Raw genomic sequence first — 16,661 nt, forward strand, 5'->3', positions numbered from 1 at the left:
ATGAATTTCAAAGATAAAATATTAGAAATTGCGAAAAAGAAAAATGTGAAAATTGGTATAGGAATTTTTCTACTTATATGTCTTGTGTGGTATACTTTGCGTCCTCAATCAATTATAGTGGAATCTGTAATTATTGAAAAGGGAACATTTGAGCAAATCATCCAAGAGGAAGGAATCACAAGAGTTATAGATCGGTATTCGGTATTTGCCCCTGTTGATGGAATCTTACGAAGAGTTGAAAAAAATCCAGGTGAATCAGTTACCAAAGGTGAAGTTGTTGCTCAGTTGGATTGGGATGTATTACGCCAAGTTAAATCTCCGATCTCAGGAACAATTCTCAATGTCCATCGCGAAAGCGCCGGACCAATCGCTATGGGAACACCGATACTCGATATCGGAGATACGAGAAAAATGGAAATTGTTGCTAATATTTTGACATCAGAAGTTGCAAAATTGAAACCAGGCAATACAGTTGAGATACAGGGATGGAGTGATCAAGTTATCATCGGAAAACTTAGATTAATTGAACCAGCTGCATTTACAAAGTTGTCTTCCTTAGGTGTAGAAGAGCAAAGAGTTCGTGCAATTATTGATTTTACTCCACCTCAAGGTATGGGTGAAGGTTTTCAGGTTCTATGTAAAATTATTGCCTTCCGCAAAGATGATAAGGTTCTTGTTCCAACTTCAGCTCTGTTTCGTGACGGGGATAATTGGAGCGTTTTTACGGTCGTTAAAAAAAGGGCTCGCAAAGTCACAGTAAGTTTAGAAGAAAAGGCGGGAGGCTATGCAATCGCCGCAGAAGGCCTTCAACCTGGAGATAGGGTGATTGTATATCCAGGTGAATGGGTGCGAGATTCCATAAAAGTTAAGTTAGAATAGCAATAGAAATTTGGTTTATTCTAACTTACTAATACGATATTCTCTTCAATCTATTGAGGGTTACTTACCTTTAAAGTTTGCTTTGCGATTTTCTTTGAATGATTGTAGACCTTCTTTGCCATCCTCCGATTTCATAAGATCGACAAGTATAGGTTCCAATTTTTTATAGGCTTCTTCTTCCTGAGCTCTTCTGTATCCAAAAGCACTTTCTAGAACGAGTTTTATTCCAAGCGGAGCATTTTTTGTAATAGTTTCAGCAATTTCTACAGCGCGATTCAATAGTGATTTGGCTTCTGTGATTTCTTGAACGAGACCCACGCGCAAAGCTTCTTCAGCATTAAAAATATCGCCAGTCAATAAGTATCTCATTGCATTGCCCCAACCAAATTGTTCAACCATTCGAAAAGTTGCACCACCAAAAGGTGCGATACCTCTTTGAACTTCTGCTTGAGTGAAACGTGTCGACTTAGAGCAAATTCGAATATCCGAAGCTAAAGCTAGTTCGATTCCTAAAGTAAAACAAAAGCCTTGCATTGCTGTTACCAGGGGTTTTGTCCTTTTTCTCCCGACGAGTCCGAACGGATCAACATGGTTTGGTGGATATTTGACTCCATTATTCTTAAGAACAAATTCACTTACACCTTCCATCTCCAATCCGACGGTAAAATGCTTACCATGTGCAAAAAGTACGGCACACCATAGATCATTGTTATCCTCATATTCCATAAAAGCCTGGCTCAATTCCATAAGCATTTGCACAGGAAAAGCATTGTTTTGCTCCGGGTTATTCAAACCGATTAAGAAAACTTTTCCTCTAACTTCTGTCGTGATATATTGCATCTAAATTCCTCCGATAGACCGATTTGTCTATTTATAAAAATGCGTTTTAAATTGGAAAGTACTTTAAAGCATTTTATAGTTTGGAAAATTTCTGGAGATAAATATAAAATCCGAAACGATGTTAGTTATTCTAATAGCCAAAGATTGAAAAAATGATTACTTCAATCCTTTAGTTCGTTAAACATCTGAGTCACGTACTTAATGGAGTAATATCGCTCCAAATTGGTGCTATTTTAATATAACTACTCTAGATATCTATTTTTAATTTGAATGAGATCGGTTTATTAAGAGTTCTTCCCAAAATAGAATTGATCAAAATTATTATCGTTCCAGAATTGCCAGCAAACAGTTTAAATATGTATTGCCTATGCATTAAATAATTCCTTGCAATATAATAAATTATTTATCTTTGGATTGATCTAGTTTTAGCATCTCGCATAATTGGAAAAAGACTATCTATGCTATCCAAAATTAAGAGATTCATTTACAATTGGAGTGTTCAACTTAAATTAGTTACGATCATTTCTGTGATCATAATTTTGTCTATTTCTGTTATTATCTATATCGCTACTTATTTTTTTCGACAGGATAACGAGCTTCGAATCAAAGAGAAGAATCTTGAGATAACCGAGCTTATAGCTTCTAAAACAAAATCAGATATTTCAAACATTGTGCGTTCAAGCAGAAGCCTAGCTAGATTGCTTAAAAACAATGAAATCGAAATTCTATATCAGCAATCGTCTGTTCCAGGTTTTGGTGATATCTCAGAAGTTGAAGAAATCTTAGCTATATACATTATCGGATTTGAACAAAAGAATCCTGTAATCTATAGGAAGATTTATAATCCAGTCTTATTAGCGGACAATAAACTTCAGAAGAAAAAAATTGATGCTAAGGTATTTAGTAATTTAAAAGTTTTTTCTACATTAACTAAAGGGAAAACTGTTGTTCGAAATCTCAGTATTGAATCAACACCTTTGATGGGAGTCTCGCACCAAGATCTAGTTGGATCTGAGAAATTAACTTTTATCGCTGTTACCAAGATGGATCAGATTCAAGCCACATTCAAAAGTTTGGGCATATCTGATAATTTTATGATTTCGGATGATGGTGGAATTATTTCGCACACAGATTTGGATTTGGTATTAAAATCTCAAGATATAAAAGACCTTAGTATTTTTGAGAAAATTCAAGATAGCCCCATAAACAACGGACAGGTTAAATATTCGGATAAAGAAAACAAAGTATATATAGCTTCTTTCAAGAAAATTGGAATCGCAGATCTTGTGGTCGTTGCAACGGTTCCGGAAGAAAAGGCAATGGAAGAAGTTAATAATATTCAAAGAAGAAATTTCTTTCTTATGATTATAATATTGAATCTTTCGATTTTAATTGTATTGATTTTTTCCAAGAATATGACCAAGCCAATTCTGCGTTTGGTTGATGCAGCCAAGAATATCGAAAAAGGCAATTTTAATGTCAATATTCAAGAATCTAGTGGAGATGAAATTGGAATTCTCACACGATCCTTCGTCAATATGGGTAAAGGTCTATCCGAACGAGATAAAATCAAAGATGCATTTGGCAAATTTGTAAACACTGAACTTGCTGAGAAGGCAATGAGTGGAAGTTTAGCGTTAGGTGGAACAAGAAGGGAATGCACAATTTTTTTCTCAGATATTCGAAATTTCACTGCTATATCCGAACAACTTGAACCGGAAGCAGTTGTTGAATTTCTAAATGATTATATGACCGAAATGGTATCCTGTATAAATAGAATGGGGGGGATTGTAGATAAATTTATCGGTGATTCCATTATGGCGATCTGGGGCGCAATCAATTCTACGAAGAATGATACAGAAAGAGCTATCGATACCGCGATTATGATGCGTAATGCTTTGATTCAATTGAATGCGAAGCGGAGATCCAATAAGAAACCATTTATTCGAATAGGAATTGGTATCAATACTGGGCCTGTGATTGCGGGGCAAATTGGTTCCGAAGAGAGGTTAGAATTTACAGTGATCGGCGATGCAGTAAATCTTGCATCGAGAATAGAAGCATTGAATAAAGATTTTAATACTGATATATTGATTTCGGAATCAGCGTACCATAAAGTATCAAAACTTTATAAAGTAGTAAAGATGAAAGAAATTAAAGTAAAGGGCAAAGTTAAAAAGCAAATTGTATATGCAGTTCTCGGACGAGTTAATGATAAAGATTGTCCTAAGAGTATTGCAGAAGTTAGAAAGCTAATTAGTGATGCTACTCCAACTAAAAAATCTAAGGTTAGAATAAAATGAAAAATATACAGAATATTCTAGCCTGGTTGAAAGAATGGAAAGTTGGCGTGTTTCTATTTGTGAATGCTTTAATCTTTTTTGCTCTATTCTACAATGATATAAATTCAAGATCAGAAATTGGTAATAGGGAAATTATAGGAGATATTATTTTTAAATACAACCAAGTTCAAAGAAAATTTGATCGACAACTTATATGGGACGATTTAGATACAAACGGTCCTTTATCCAACCGAGATACAATTCGTTCGGATAAAGGCTCTCAGGCTGTCCTTCAATTGAAAGATGGAACCGAGATTCAGATGGATGAAGAAAGCATGGTCATTGTTGAAATTAGTGAGAATCTGCAGAAAATTAATTTTGAAAAGGGTTCTATCAATATAAAAAAGAAACCAGTCAAAGGTTCCCCCCACCATTCCATAATGGTTGATTCTCCTTCTGGATCAGTTCAAGTAAAAGATGGAGATGTAATTGTTGCAAAAGAAAATTTAGATCAATTCAATGTTGCCGTGTCAAGAGGTGAAGCGACAGTTAATATCGACGGCAAGACAATTTCATTAAAAGAGAATCAAATTCTATCTTCAAAAGATGGCGAATTGGTAGCTAAAGAATCAAAAGTTGTCATGGAAGATCCAGAAGCTAGAGCACGAAAAATCGAAAAGAGAAAACGACAGACTTATCAAGCAGAACTGGAAAGAATTCAATCGAACGCGTCGACAGTCTCGAAATTAAAAGTGAATGAAGTTGTTGATGCTCAGAGCCAACCCGAAAAGAAAAATGAAAACAATATAGAGAATTCCAAATTTAGTCCCGCAATAACTCCCGCACCCGTTCAGAACAAACCTGCATCACCTCCTTCGAATAATATCAATTCAACGACCAAACCTAAGTCTCAGAAAGAAGATCCAACGGAAGAAATAAGAAGAAAACGCGAGCAGGCAGAATTTGAACGTTTTATGAAGATGTAGTTTATAAAATATTCTTCTCGGATATTGCTATAAATTTGAGTGATTTTTATACAGGTAATCCATTGTGATAAATGATAAATCTCGATCCCCATTTTCATCTTGTTTTACATTTTGATCAATAGGGAAAGGATCTAACATTTTAAGTTCACGGATATATTTCTGAAGATTATCAACACTGCAATAAAATCCATCACGATGAATTTGAAGGAATGCATCAAAAACATTCCATCCTATACCTACAATCTTACTTTGGTGACTAAAAAGATCTAAAGTAAGCTGATTCAATTTGGGAAGTTCTAGCAAATAGTTATAGTTAGTGATCATCATAGAATCACATTTGAAAATTTCCAACTCATCCAATCCAACCAATATCTGAAGATCCTCTTCTGTCGGACCAGAAAATGTTCCAGGATATCGAACCACTAACTCTTTTTGATTCAATGTACTATATGCCAAAACAGATTTATCATCAATTGAAAGACTAGACCATTCGTCAAAATCCACAGATGAGCGACCTCCATACATAGAATCGCCGCCATCTATGAATTCGAAATAAAGTTCTGTATAGTGTTGAGAATCAGACGAACTCAACAATTCATAAAATTTTTTATTGAAATTCGTGGACAAATTTTTCTTCCAATTCGTTATAATCTTGGATATCAATCACTTTAGAAGATTGTAACTTGCCATTAATTGCCATTTTAAGAATTACTTTAGAACCAACTGTCTGTGGATTAACTATAATTTCTTCTAACTGATCATCCGTTTCTTTAAAAAATTTGCCTGGCTCGGATCTTAAAACAACGAATTGTTCGGATTTATTTTTATTGTTAATATCGATCACCAATTTCTGTCCAAAATTTAAATAGGTCAACTTTAACGATTCTCCATCTTGTTCAATTTTCTTAACATATTTACCTTCTTTATTGTATTCGTTTAAACCCATAGGATTCGAGTCTGTCCAGAATTCGATTAAGTTAAGAATCAAAACATCAATAAGCCAAACCAAACCTGCAATAATTGGAATCAAGAAATAGACATACATTACAAGTGTACGAACAATTTTGCCAGTCCAACTCGCATTTCCGATTCCTGTATTGAAAGTATAGACCGTACGAGTGAGTGCAAATTTGCCGAAACAATTTAAGACGGATGTGAGACTTATTCCAACAATTGTAAGTAAAGTGATAATTTTTTTGATAGTTTTATTCATAATTAACTCCATGATTTATTTAGATTCCTTATTCTACTTCTCAAATTTATTTCATTCTTTTGCTAGAATGTAAACTGTATTTTATTCAATAGAATTGTATTTTATATACATCTGGAGAAAGCAGACTAATTTATAACGTTAATCTTGATATTCAGTCTTCTCTAGTTTGTTAATAAATTGTTTGTGATCAGAAATTTCTCAATAGCGTCTGCGGCACATTTATGACCTTCGACATTTGGATGATAGAAGTCCTCAAATAAGGGTTTTTTAATCTGATTTTGACAACTTTGGAAATGAGGTAAGAGGTCTAGATTGATAATTGAGTGTTTATTTGCAATTTCGCGTATTCTTTTGTGCTTATCTAAATATTGATAGTTCAAAAGATCATCAAATACAGGAAAAATTACGATAGCTATTTGGAATTTATTTTCTTTTGCCATTTGAACAAGTTCGGATAAGGAATCATCTTCTGTTTCGACCATTGTCATAAATTTATTTTCTTCTTCCTCATGTCTTTGTTGCTTAGCAAAGATCTTGTACCGAAGCAACCGGTATAAACCTGATTTTGCCCAAATAGGAACACCTGAATCGAAAGTAGAAATATCGATCTCATTCTTATTTTTATGCAAATACTTTAGATTAGGATAAACCCATTTATTCACAGACTCATCATCATTTAAGCAGTAGGAAAGTATGAGGAGGTCTGGTTTGTATGTTAATCCTTTTTCTCGAAACATCTCAACTTCCTGTAAACTGTTATATCCTGAAACACCCATATTGATAAACTCTGAGTTTGGAAATTTATTTTCGAGAATATTTACGAAGCGATCTTGATAGTTTTTTACAAAATATCCTTGGACAATACTATCTCCAAGTACAACCACTCTTTGCTTTCCAGGATTTCTTTCAATTGGTCGCTCGATATCTCTAAAACCATTACTATTGCTTATATCAACATAGTATCCAGAGAAATCGAGTAGACCTTGGTTTTTTTCTCCAGTATAATGTGGGATTAATTCATAGCCGATCTTAGGATTTTGAGAAAAACGAAAACTGCTTAGATTGAGCGGCATAAGTTTAGGAGCAAGATTCAATGCACTGATTCCAATTTCAAGTAGTATGAATGTTACTAAAAATAGGAATATAGAATAAATTAGATAATATTTGAATTTTTCCATTTCGGACTCGGAAAAAATTTAGTCTAGGATTACCTTCTTGTCAATTAAAAATTTCGTAATTAAATAAGTTTAAATACGAAATTTATAAAAGTTTGTTCTGCAATATAAATGTCTTAATTGAATCAGCAGCGCATTTATGTCCTGCACCACTTGGGTGAAAATGATCAGCGATAATGGATCCCTTTTCCTTTTTATAACATTCTTGAAAACTTGGTAATAAATCTAGAGCGGGAATTGAATTGCTTTTTGCGATTTTCATTATCCTGTTATGCTTGGCCTGATATTTATAATTAACTAGATCATCAAAAATTGGAAATATAAACATTGCAACTTTGAAATTGTGCTTTTTGGCTAACTCTTGGAGTTCCTTTAATGCTTCGTCTTCCGTTTCAGTCTTTGTCATATATTCATTTTCTGCTTCAATAACCTGATTGTTGAATACTTTGTAACGAAGAAGTCTATACAAACTTGAGTTTGCTAGAATTGGGTTGCTTTCTTTTAATGCAGAAGTATCAACTACATTTCCATGTTTTTTTAGCATGTACTTTAGGCTTAAATAAATATTAATATTCGCTCCTTCATCATCGTTAAGACAATATCCGATCGTGACAAGATCAGGTTTATACATGAGACCCCTTTCTCGAAACAATGCTACCTCTTGCATCGTATTGTAACCCGATACACCTAGGTTAATAAATTCTGATTTGGGAAACATTTCTTGTAAACGATCAGTATAACGTTCTCGGTAATCTTTTACGAAATAACCGTGAGTGATACTATCTCCCAATGCAACAACTCGGGATATTCCAGGCGTTTTCTCTACCTTTCTCTCGATATCTCTGAATCCGTTGCTATTGCTAATGTCAATTGCGTAGCCAGATAATTCAGTTATTGCGGTATTTTTCTCCTCGGTATAGTGAGGAATCAGTTCGTATCCAATTTTTGGATTATTAGAAAATCGAAAACTACTTAGATGTAAGGGCATTAATTTGGGGGCCAAATTCAATGCACTGATTCCAATTTCGAGCAAAATAAAAATAGCAAACAATAAAAATATTGAGTAAAAAAAGTAGAATTTAAATTTTTTCATGTTATTATAAATTAATTATTCACTAAAGATTTCATATTGGTTGTAAGATTGTCAATAAAAAATTATTGAATCAATCGATTCTGAAGAATTTAATTTAATAAACTTATCTGGTTCGGATACACATCGTACGAAATCTAGGCCGGAAGATTTATCGAGATTGGAAGCTGACACGTCGTCGAAAGTAATACCAGTAAAGAAAGTTGTGTTAGAAGGTAAGGTCGTTGAAGAAGCAAGGCTCCGGAATGAATGGCGCTGAATTGAAACTAAATTAATATATATCCTAACTTTTTCATTCTATTGCATTGTGCTCCTTAAAAATAAGTCTCTAAATAAAATCTATGTTCCGTAGAAAAACTATGTAAATTGTCACGAACATTGATCGAATTCATTTGAAATTTTATATCTCCTGCTTTAGGAGTTGAATCATCAGAATCAAGCCCTGAAATTCCTTGAGATTTTGGATGGAATATAAATGCATCGCAGGCATTCCACAACCACAACGCAACAACTACGTAAGAGATCGTTCTATATTCCAGGTAGTGTCTATCTACTGCTTCTTTTTGTTTTACAATGGGCGATTCATTTGAATTGTAATAATTACGGATAATATCTTCTGTGCTTCCCGAGAAATTGATTGTGGAATCTGGACTACTCGATGTGGATGATAATCCCAATGATGATGCGATGAGAGCAGATTCTGTGTAAGGATTGTTTATATTATTGTAGTCTCTAAGAGCATTTCGATATATTCTATTTTTCTCATAGGCTGCATAGCCGCCTCCTAAAATGAGGGAAGGGTAAATTATGCCTGCAACTTTTCTGCCTTGATAGAATTGTCCCCAACCAGGAACCAGGAGGGATCGCCAAAAAGCTCCAAAAGCGGTTGGAGATTGGCTAATGGCAATTTCTTTGGGAGGTTCTTGGATTTGATTATTCTTTGATTCTTGGGTTTTTGCTTCTTCCAATTGTTTTGCTTCTAATTTTTTGATTCGCTCCTCTTCTTGGATTCTTAGTTTCTCTTCACGTGCAAGTTCGGCTTTTTTTTCATTTTCTCTTATCTTTGCTTCTTCGATGTCGGAAATTCGATCTTTATAAACAACTTTCAGAATGGAATCCTTGGATATTTCTAGTAAATTGCCATCTTTTGTCTTCACTGATATGGAATTTTTATTTTGAGCAGTAACTTTGCCTTGAATTTTACTCCCATCTTTATAGAGAATTGTTTCAGCGAATATGGAATTCGCAAATATTAGGAAAATCAGTAATGATAATTTGAAAAAATCCATCCCAAGATTATGCTTGAGTTTTGTACGATTTGTCAAGGAATAATCTTGGAAAAAGCATCATCCAAAATTGGAATTAGAAATCTTTGAATTGCTTAGGTTGTATCGGAAACCGAAATTTATTTCGGAAATATAGATTTTCCAAATAATGAGTAAAAATCATGAATCGGTTTCAAATTTTTTTAAATTAATGTAACTTTATGAAAAATATCTAGAATTAAATAAACAAATAGAGGATACCAAAATATGAACAAAATATGGATAATGCTAGCTATAGCAACGATTATATCATGCCAATCGAATGATGATAATTCTGAAGATCAATTGATTATTCCCGCACTATTGATCTCGCAGTCTAATAATTGTACAGGAAATGCAAATTATACTTTAACTTTTAATAGTACATGGAGTGCGACAACACATCCTACAGATTTTCCAGCGGATCCACATTTCTCCGGACTTATTGGTGCCACTCATTCATCTCGGGTAACATTTTGGTCGGCAGGTAGTCCTGCTACTTCTGGTATTAAAGAAATGGCAGAGCGGGGTCGAAAGATAGAGTTGACAAACGAAGTTACCTCTGCGATAAATGCTGGTACTGCTTTTTCAGTTCTTTCAGGAGATAATCTGGACAATTCACCTGGTTCTGTAACTTTTACTTTTGATATAACTCAATCTTTCCCTTTGGTAACTATGGTAACTATGATTGCACCTAGCCCAGATTGGTTTGTAGGGGTGTCAGGCATAAGTTTATGTGAGAATAATCAATGGGTAGCAACTAAATCAATCGATCTCTTTGCTTATGATTCAGGGACTGATAGTGGTAGTACTTTCACATCAGAAAATGCGATTACATCGCCACCAGGCGTAATTACAAGGTTAACAAGTGGAATTTTCTTTGTTAATAATCAAGTTCCAAAACTGGGAACTTTTACTTTTCAAAAAAATAGCGGACTATAACAATTCGTATCTATGATTTGATATCACAAATAGAATTTCTAAACTATGTTTCTTATGGAGCATAAATATCTTGTGGCTCAAGAATTCCTTTTAAAGTAACTTTTTGATCCACCAATCTAAGATGTCCTGGAATCAATTGGGACATCTTGGATGATAACAGAATTCGTTCACTTAATCCTGAGCATAGGTTTGATATTCTTGCAGTGATATTAACATCACTTCCTATAATCGTAAAATCCAATCGATCCGAAGAACCTATATTTCCGTATTCAACCAGTCCTTGATGAAGAGCGATTCCGTGATGAATTTCTGGCACTTCATCCGATTTCTTAGTTAAGTTCCTTTCATCTAAAATTTTCATTGATCTAAGTGATGCGACGAGTGCACGACGAGCGTTGGTTTTTATATTTCTGCCTTCAATAGTGGGAAAAACTGCAAGTATTCCATCACCCATGATTTTTAGAACTTCGCCACCAAATTTATGTATGTTGGCAATCTGATCATCATAGTATTCATTGAGCCATCGTATAAGATCTTCGGGCGGATATTGACTGGAAAGTTCAGAGTATTTTCGAATATCGGAGAACCAGATGACAGCTTCCATTTTTTCGACGTCTCCTCTTCTGATTTTGCCAGCTAATACTTGCTTGCTTGTCGCTTCACCTAGATAAAGACTCATTAATGATTTCGTCATATCCCTCAATCGAAAACTATACCATCCGGTTGTGAAAATTTCTGTCATTCCTCGTAAGTTTTCGATCATTTCCTCAGTAAAGGCACCAGGTCTCGTACTTGAGAAACTCGCATATGTTCTTATCCCTTCAACAGTTGCGAGAGGCATTGCAAAATAGCAAGTGCATCCAGCTTCTCGTAAATCGGTAATGATAGGATAGGGATCTGCAACAGACTCGTCCTTGACTGCTGAAATTGGAATATAGATAGGTGCTCCGTCACTCCAAAGTGCAGGAATTGGACTATTTTTAAAAGCGTCCGTTAAACGAATCCCAACTCGAAAACGTAATGTAGTAATTGATCCTTTGGGATAATTAACAAAGTCCTGACCAACCAGTAGAGAGTCTGTAACAAATGCTGGAAAAGCGGAATCCAATTGCTTTTCACTAAAAGTGTAACCAATAGATTCTATTTCGGGATGAAGGGCAGATCCACCTAAGGAAACTCTTGTAATTCCATAATCATGTTCATTTAGAAACTGAATGTATTCATAGAAATAATCTCGTGGATTTTCCACTTTGATTCCAGTATTGTAAAGCCAATCGAAAAAATGTGATTTGATTAAGATATCCATCGAGGTATTGAATTGTCCTTCTTTAAACCTTACCTAGTTTTTTACATTACCATCATCTTAAAAGAAAATATCTAGTTAAAACGTGGAACATTGTTCAGTTTTAAATCGTCTACAATAAGTGAACCAATCAAATTCAGGTAGCGGATCTAGACAACTTCCGCGCAAATTACGGGCTGGATACGGATTGGCAGAGATGGGAATTACCTCTACCCAGATCATTACTCAGCTTTATTTATTAGAACATTACACTCAAGTTATGGGACTTCAAGCAAGTCTTGCAGGAATTGCATTAGCAATTTCTGTTCTCTGGGACGCAGTGAGTGATCCACTGATGGGAGTAGTATCCGATCGAACTCGCTCTCGGTTTGGTCGAAGAAGACCCTATATATTGTTTGGTTCAATCTTGCTTGGAATCACGATTGGATTTCTCTTTTCACCACCTCAGTTGAGTTCACAAATACTTTTGTTTGGTTATCTACTTTTCACTTACGTGATGGTAAATACAGCGATGACAATATTATCTGTTCCGCATTTAGCACTCGGAGGAGAACTCAGTACGGATTCTAAGATAAGAACAGAATTATTCGGTTGGCGATTGTTCTTTAGCAATTTGGGAATACTCTTTGGTATGATATTACCAGCCGTGCTCCTTCAGAATATGGGCGATGAGAATTCATCGGAAAATGTGCGTGAAGCTCGAAGCATTGCAGCATGGGCAATCGGATGTCTCGTATTTATTTCTGGTTACGCAACTTTTCAATCAACAGGTTCGGTTTCGGCGTCGGCAGATTCGAATCCGATTTCCGATTCTCATTCCGAAGCAAAATTTGGTTTTTTAGATTTGATTAAGAGCTTTCGACAAGTTCTTGGAAATAAAATATTCCTTCCATTATTGATCGCATTCATCATAGCAACATTTGGAAGAACTTTCAATACTGCTATAGCTTTATTCTATTATAAATTTCGTTTGGGTTTGAAAGAATCGGAAGTTGTATTGCAGATACTTTTCCCATTCTTTGTTATAATTATTCTTTCCATTCCTTTTTGGATTTATCTTTCAGATAGATATGGTAAGAAAATTCCTGCTTTTTTTGGAATTTTAATTTTGGGATTGGTGACGATGATAGCCTATCCACTTTACCCATATGGAGATGCACGTTTTCCACTGATAACAGCTGTTATTGGAGGAATCTGTGCAGGCTCAATTTTTCTTTTGGACTCGTTGGTAGCAGACATAGTAGATTATGATGAATTGAAGACTGGAGACGAAAAGGAAGGATTGTATTTTGGCTTCTGGAAGATGGGAACTAAATTTGCCCAAGCTCTTGGACTTGCCGTCTCGGGTGTCTTATTGGATGTGATAGGAATCGTTCAAGGAAGTGATACGCAGTCTCCCGAGACCGGCTATCGGCTTGCGATAGTGTTTGGTCCAGTAGTCGGTGCCTTTTTTGTTCTCGGGGCGATCGTGTTTCTATGGATGCCACTTACGGACTCAGTGCACAAACGAATCAAGAAACTTCTTGATCGAAAGAAAAGAATTCGACTCGAAAAGAGAGAGCATTGAAGTTTTTCAGAAATAAATAATTGAGTACGGAAAAATTCCTTTACTGGATATAATTGAATAGGTCTTCTGCGAGCGGCATAAAGCAAATTCTTATTGTGATCATAGCTTCTCTTTCATTTCTAGGACCATAACTGATCGTTATATCATTAGGATCTCTAGAATAGGAATAGATATTTTCAAATTCTATCTGTGCTTTATTGTCTGATATTTGTAAAGTATACTGAAACTCATGGTTATTCACATCCACTTCTTCAACTCCATATGGCACTCTACATTCGAAAACCGCTTTTCCTTTAAGAATTCCTTGGCCTTGATCTTCCAATAGAACAACAGCTTTCGTTCCATCCAATCTATAGTTGAACCATTGCTTTGCTTTTAGAAATGATCGATTTTTATCTAGCTTTCTAAATTCAAATTCTTGTGAATACTTTCTAACTTCTGCATTGGCAAGTCCAAATGTTTTGCATTGATAGCTCATCGCTCCAAAAACTAAAAACAATACAAAGATGAAATTTCTTGATATTTGATTCATTTTATTCTCTGCTGCTTATCTGAGAAAAAAACCGAATGGAAGAGGGCTCTAATTTTAAAAATATTCATTTGCGAGAGACCAGGAAATGGGACGAGATTGTTAAGAGGTTGATTCTCCCCTTCATTCTCTTTACCTTTTTCCAGATTATGTCCTTTATCCATTTGCATTCCTTAGCTGTCTTTTACTTTATATTTCGGTAACTGACTAGGTCGATCTTCAATCGACTTGATCAGAATTTCTTATCTAAAATTAAAAATAGGTTGATTCCCAATTTCCTTTCCTGGATGGTTTCGTTGGAGACATAGGGAATTATAATGGCGAATTTTGATCGAATTGATATCATGAATTATTTAAAATATGGCAATGACTTTGATGAGCAGTGGGATGAGATCCGTCAATTTATCAAAACGAATGCTGCCGCTCAGAAAGATGTGGAGGAGATCAAACGAACTCTCCCGCAGCAATCTTCAGCTATGAGAAAAAGACCTTCCAATTTTGAGATGCCTGTTTCCCAAGAAACCAAGCCACCGATTCCTGCGACTCCCGGTAAGCCAACTCCTCCAGGTAAGCAACAAAGTTGGTGGTCCAAAATTCTGGGAGACGATTGATTTCATGGATGATAGTGCAAAAAAAACCGTAGGACGCATCAAGAAGTTCGTTACACCTTTTTTTCACCTTGCTCTGCAAACTGAAGTGTTAGGTTTTCATCATATTCAGCCTAGTGGCAAATTGATTCTTACATGCAATCATAGAAGTGACATGGATCCATTCGTGATCGGTGCGATCTTTCCTAGATTTATTTCTTGGATAGCAGCTGATTACACGATGCGAATTCCTTTGTTCAAGGACCTAGTTGAAAAGACAGGTTGTATTCCAATGGCAATTGATGGGAATATTTCCATGGGAAGTATTAAGAAAGTGCAACAGGTTTTCAAGAAAGGTGATGTTCTCGGAATTTTTCCGGAAGGACATGACTACATGGTTAAGAATGACTTTGATTCTCCTATGGCGAATTTTCATTCTGGTTTTGCTGCTTTCTCTCTTCGAAATAAAGTTGATGTTATGCCTTCTGTTATAGTTCCCATCGAAGAAAATATTTCTGACTATCCACTTCCTCCCATTCTTAGAGCATTTATGGGTATGCCAAAGGAAGTTTGTGAGATTCAAAAGCGAGCTGTTTATAAGAAAGTTCGAGTCGTGTTTGGTGAACCGATTCCTCATGCGGAATATTTGGATATGAGTCTCGAAGAAGGGATGAAGGCTCTGTCGGCTAGAACGAAAGAAGCAATGGAATCATTGATGGAGAAAGGGCGCAACGAAGCACTCTGGAAATTAGCCTCATAAATGAATTTTTGTAATCTAATGGTGAGTCTGCGAAAAATCAGTTCATTTTTTTTTATTATTAGCATTTTCTTTATTGCTAATTGCACACCCAAGGATCGACCGAACGATTCGTTTGTAATTGAAGCGGTTCTTGCCGGAGCTCGATCCTTCTCTCCCGAGATTCTTAGCTCAAGAAAAATAAATCTCAATCCAAGCCCTGAATTAGAAGTTCTATATCTTATTCGAAATGGAACAGAAGAGATTATTGCAGTCTTTGAAGAATCAAAAGATAATAAAGAGAGCTCTTGGAGATTGAGTTGGAAGAAGTCTTTTTCTTTGATGAATGCGGGTCCAATGGCATATGATAAATCCAAAGGAAAATGGATCCCAGCTTCAGGTTCAGATCTTGATTCTTCCAGCCCCGGTTATATTATTCGAAAAATTCTAGCTGAAGAATTGGCAGGCGATAATTTCAATTCTATTTTTCTCGAAGTAATGAGTGAAGAACCACCTAATGGAATATTTACGGTTCCTCTAGGATTTCGTGAAGGTCGAAAAATACTCGATGGTTTTTCTCTATTAGCTGATCATAGTGTAGTTAAGAATAAAAAGAGAGCAGAGTTTACTTATAATAAAGAAAATAAAAGTATAATTCTATTCCCAAGCGAATCATCTCAGAAGTTGGAATTTGTCTGGAATGGTTGGGAGATGATTCCAAATCTTAGTTCGCAACCAATTCCTTCTCTTATCTCGATCCAAAAAACTGGAATTAAATATCGATTAGAGTTCAAAAATCGCGGGGGCTATACTGCTGTTACCTATTTGAGTTTTTCTTTTCCTCAGGGTGGTAGGATTAAAGCTATAAGTGAGACTGGATTGCGTGCGTATAAGACAGGAGATTCCATTTTCTCCAAAACTGCCAATAAATATATTTCTGCAACTTTTCCATTATTAGAAGCAACCAAAGATGGTTGGGGAGCAAATGTTCGATACGCATTTGAATTTGAATACGAGCCTCTAGAGACTTCTGATGCAGACGTTAAGAAAAATCTCGAAATCGAAGACATAAAATCATCAAAGAAAGAAAATTCAGATAAATTCATATTGTTTCGCACATCCTATCGCTACAATAAAAATATAGAAACAATTCCTAATTTATATTCTGTAACAAATGTTTATCCCGATCAACAAGGATTTACTGCATATAAATTGGAGTTGCCATAGT

Annotated in this window: 16 protein-coding genes; 8 read left to right on the forward strand and 8 right to left on the reverse strand. The window is 35.4% G+C overall.

The features are described 5' to 3' along the window. Nucleotides 1-879 carry an efflux RND transporter periplasmic adaptor subunit gene (locus O4O04_RS02500; protein ID WP_272533940.1) on the forward strand — a complete coding sequence of 293 codons (879 nt, stop codon included), beginning with the start codon at nt 1-3 and terminating at the stop codon, nt 877-879. 60 nt (nt 880-939) lie between these two features. Here O4O04_RS02500 and O4O04_RS02505 read toward each other — a convergent pair whose 3' ends face one another. Next, nucleotides 940-1,719 carry a crotonase/enoyl-CoA hydratase family protein gene (locus O4O04_RS02505; RefSeq protein WP_272533942.1) on the reverse strand — a complete coding sequence of 260 codons (780 nt, stop codon included), beginning with the start codon at nt 1,717-1,719 and terminating at the stop codon, nt 940-942. A gap of 458 nt (nt 1,720-2,177) precedes the next feature. Here O4O04_RS02505 and O4O04_RS02510 point away from each other — a divergent pair, with 458 nt between their 5' ends. Both O4O04_RS02510 and O4O04_RS02515 read left to right on the forward strand, forming a co-directional pair. Then, complete coding sequence (locus O4O04_RS02510) at nt 2,178-4,022, forward strand: adenylate/guanylate cyclase domain-containing protein (RefSeq protein WP_272533943.1); 1,845 nt, start codon at nt 2,178-2,180, stop codon at nt 4,020-4,022. Further along, complete coding sequence (locus O4O04_RS02515) at nt 4,019-4,987, forward strand: FecR family protein (RefSeq protein ID WP_272533945.1); 969 nt, start codon at nt 4,019-4,021, stop codon at nt 4,985-4,987. Before O4O04_RS02510 ends, O4O04_RS02515 begins: the two co-directional genes overlap by 4 nt. Before the next feature lie 27 nt (nt 4,988-5,014). On the opposite strand, the gene O4O04_RS02520 is transcribed toward O4O04_RS02515, so the two are convergent. From O4O04_RS02520 to O4O04_RS02540, 5 genes are all read right to left on the reverse strand, one after another. Continuing rightward, nucleotides 5,015-5,614 carry a hypothetical protein gene (locus O4O04_RS02520; protein WP_272533946.1) on the reverse strand — a complete coding sequence of 200 codons (600 nt, stop codon included), beginning with the start codon at nt 5,612-5,614 and terminating at the stop codon, nt 5,015-5,017. Continuing rightward, nucleotides 5,595-6,200, reverse strand: coding sequence for a DUF3332 family protein (locus O4O04_RS02525; protein WP_272533947.1), 606 nt, complete (start codon nt 6,198-6,200; stop codon nt 5,595-5,597). The genes O4O04_RS02520 and O4O04_RS02525 overlap by 20 nt, the downstream gene beginning before the upstream one ends. Before the next feature lie 161 nt (nt 6,201-6,361). Further along, entirely contained in the window at nt 6,362-7,378 is a 1,017-nt protein-coding gene (locus O4O04_RS02530; RefSeq protein ID WP_272533948.1) for an SGNH/GDSL hydrolase family protein, read from the reverse strand. A gap of 82 nt (nt 7,379-7,460) precedes the next feature. Then, complete coding sequence (locus tag O4O04_RS02535; RefSeq protein ID WP_272533950.1) at nt 7,461-8,378, reverse strand: SGNH/GDSL hydrolase family protein; 918 nt, start codon at nt 8,376-8,378, stop codon at nt 7,461-7,463. 401 nt (nt 8,379-8,779) lie between these two features. Continuing rightward, entirely contained in the window at nt 8,780-9,790 is a 1,011-nt protein-coding gene (locus O4O04_RS02540; protein WP_272533951.1) for an LA_0442/LA_0875 N-terminal domain-containing protein, read from the reverse strand. A 207-nt stretch (nt 9,791-9,997) separates the two neighbouring features. On the opposite strand from O4O04_RS02540, the gene O4O04_RS02545 reads away from it, so the two are divergent. Next, nucleotides 9,998-10,711, forward strand: coding sequence for a spondin domain-containing protein (locus O4O04_RS02545; protein WP_272533952.1), 714 nt, complete (start codon nt 9,998-10,000; stop codon nt 10,709-10,711). Between the two features lie 52 nt (nt 10,712-10,763). Here the strand turns inward: O4O04_RS02545 and O4O04_RS02550 are convergent, their stop codons facing one another. After that, complete coding sequence (locus tag O4O04_RS02550) at nt 10,764-12,017, reverse strand: adenylate/guanylate cyclase domain-containing protein (protein WP_272533954.1); 1,254 nt, start codon at nt 12,015-12,017, stop codon at nt 10,764-10,766. 118 nt (nt 12,018-12,135) lie between these two features. Here O4O04_RS02550 and O4O04_RS02555 point away from each other — a divergent pair, with 118 nt between their 5' ends. Then, complete coding sequence (locus O4O04_RS02555; protein WP_272533956.1) at nt 12,136-13,581, forward strand: MFS transporter; 1,446 nt, start codon at nt 12,136-12,138, stop codon at nt 13,579-13,581. Between the two features lie 40 nt (nt 13,582-13,621). Here the strand turns inward: O4O04_RS02555 and O4O04_RS02560 are convergent, their stop codons facing one another. Then, a complete protein-coding gene (locus O4O04_RS02560) occupies nt 13,622-14,113 on the reverse strand; it encodes a DUF4468 domain-containing protein (RefSeq protein ID WP_272533957.1) in 492 nt (163 codons plus the stop codon). 314 nt (nt 14,114-14,427) lie between these two features. Here O4O04_RS02560 and O4O04_RS02565 point away from each other — a divergent pair, with 314 nt between their 5' ends. From O4O04_RS02565 to O4O04_RS02575, 3 genes are read left to right on the forward strand one after another with little or no spacing between them, the layout of a single operon-like run. Beyond that, nucleotides 14,428-14,721 (forward strand): hypothetical protein, encoded by a 294-nt coding sequence (locus O4O04_RS02565; protein ID WP_272533958.1) that lies wholly within the window; start codon nt 14,428-14,430, stop codon nt 14,719-14,721. A gap of 4 nt (nt 14,722-14,725) precedes the next feature. Further along, nucleotides 14,726-15,457 (forward strand): lysophospholipid acyltransferase family protein, encoded by a 732-nt coding sequence (locus tag O4O04_RS02570; RefSeq protein ID WP_272533959.1) that lies wholly within the window; start codon nt 14,726-14,728, stop codon nt 15,455-15,457. Beyond that, on the forward strand, nt 15,458-16,660 hold the full coding sequence (locus tag O4O04_RS02575; protein WP_272533960.1) for a hypothetical protein: 1,203 nt from the start codon (nt 15,458-15,460) through the stop codon (nt 16,658-16,660). It begins immediately after the preceding gene. Nucleotide 16,661: the final 1 nt, after the last annotated feature.

Origin of the sequence: Leptospira sp. GIMC2001 (assembly GCF_028462125.1) — a bacterium.
Taxonomy (GTDB): Bacteria; Spirochaetota; Leptospiria; order Leptospirales; family Leptospiraceae.

Bases quoted from the DNA above. Each gene is read 5' to 3' on its own strand.
- O4O04_RS02500 (WP_272533940.1), top strand. From the start codon at position 1: ATGAATTTCAAAGATAAAATATTAGAAATTGCGAAAAAGAAAAATGTG.
- O4O04_RS02505 (WP_272533942.1), bottom strand. From the start codon at position 1,719: ATGCAATATATCACGACAGAAGTTAGAGGAAAAGTTTTCTTAATCGGT.
- O4O04_RS02510 (WP_272533943.1), top strand. From the start codon at position 2,178: ATGCTATCCAAAATTAAGAGATTCATTTACAATTGGAGTGTTCAACTT.
- O4O04_RS02515 (WP_272533945.1), top strand. From the start codon at position 4,019: ATGAAAAATATACAGAATATTCTAGCCTGGTTGAAAGAATGGAAAGTT.
- O4O04_RS02525 (WP_272533947.1), bottom strand. From the start codon at position 6,200: ATGAATAAAACTATCAAAAAAATTATCACTTTACTTACAATTGTTGGA.
- O4O04_RS02530 (WP_272533948.1), bottom strand. From the start codon at position 7,378: ATGGAAAAATTCAAATATTATCTAATTTATTCTATATTCCTATTTTTA.
- O4O04_RS02545 (WP_272533952.1), top strand. From the start codon at position 9,998: ATGAACAAAATATGGATAATGCTAGCTATAGCAACGATTATATCATGC.
- O4O04_RS02550 (WP_272533954.1), bottom strand. From the start codon at position 12,017: ATGGATATCTTAATCAAATCACATTTTTTCGATTGGCTTTACAATACT.
- O4O04_RS02560 (WP_272533957.1), bottom strand. From the start codon at position 14,113: ATGAATCAAATATCAAGAAATTTCATCTTTGTATTGTTTTTAGTTTTT.
- O4O04_RS02565 (WP_272533958.1), top strand. From the start codon at position 14,428: ATGGCGAATTTTGATCGAATTGATATCATGAATTATTTAAAATATGGC.
- O4O04_RS02570 (WP_272533959.1), top strand. From the start codon at position 14,726: ATGGATGATAGTGCAAAAAAAACCGTAGGACGCATCAAGAAGTTCGTT.
- O4O04_RS02575 (WP_272533960.1), top strand. From the start codon at position 15,458: ATGAATTTTTGTAATCTAATGGTGAGTCTGCGAAAAATCAGTTCATTT.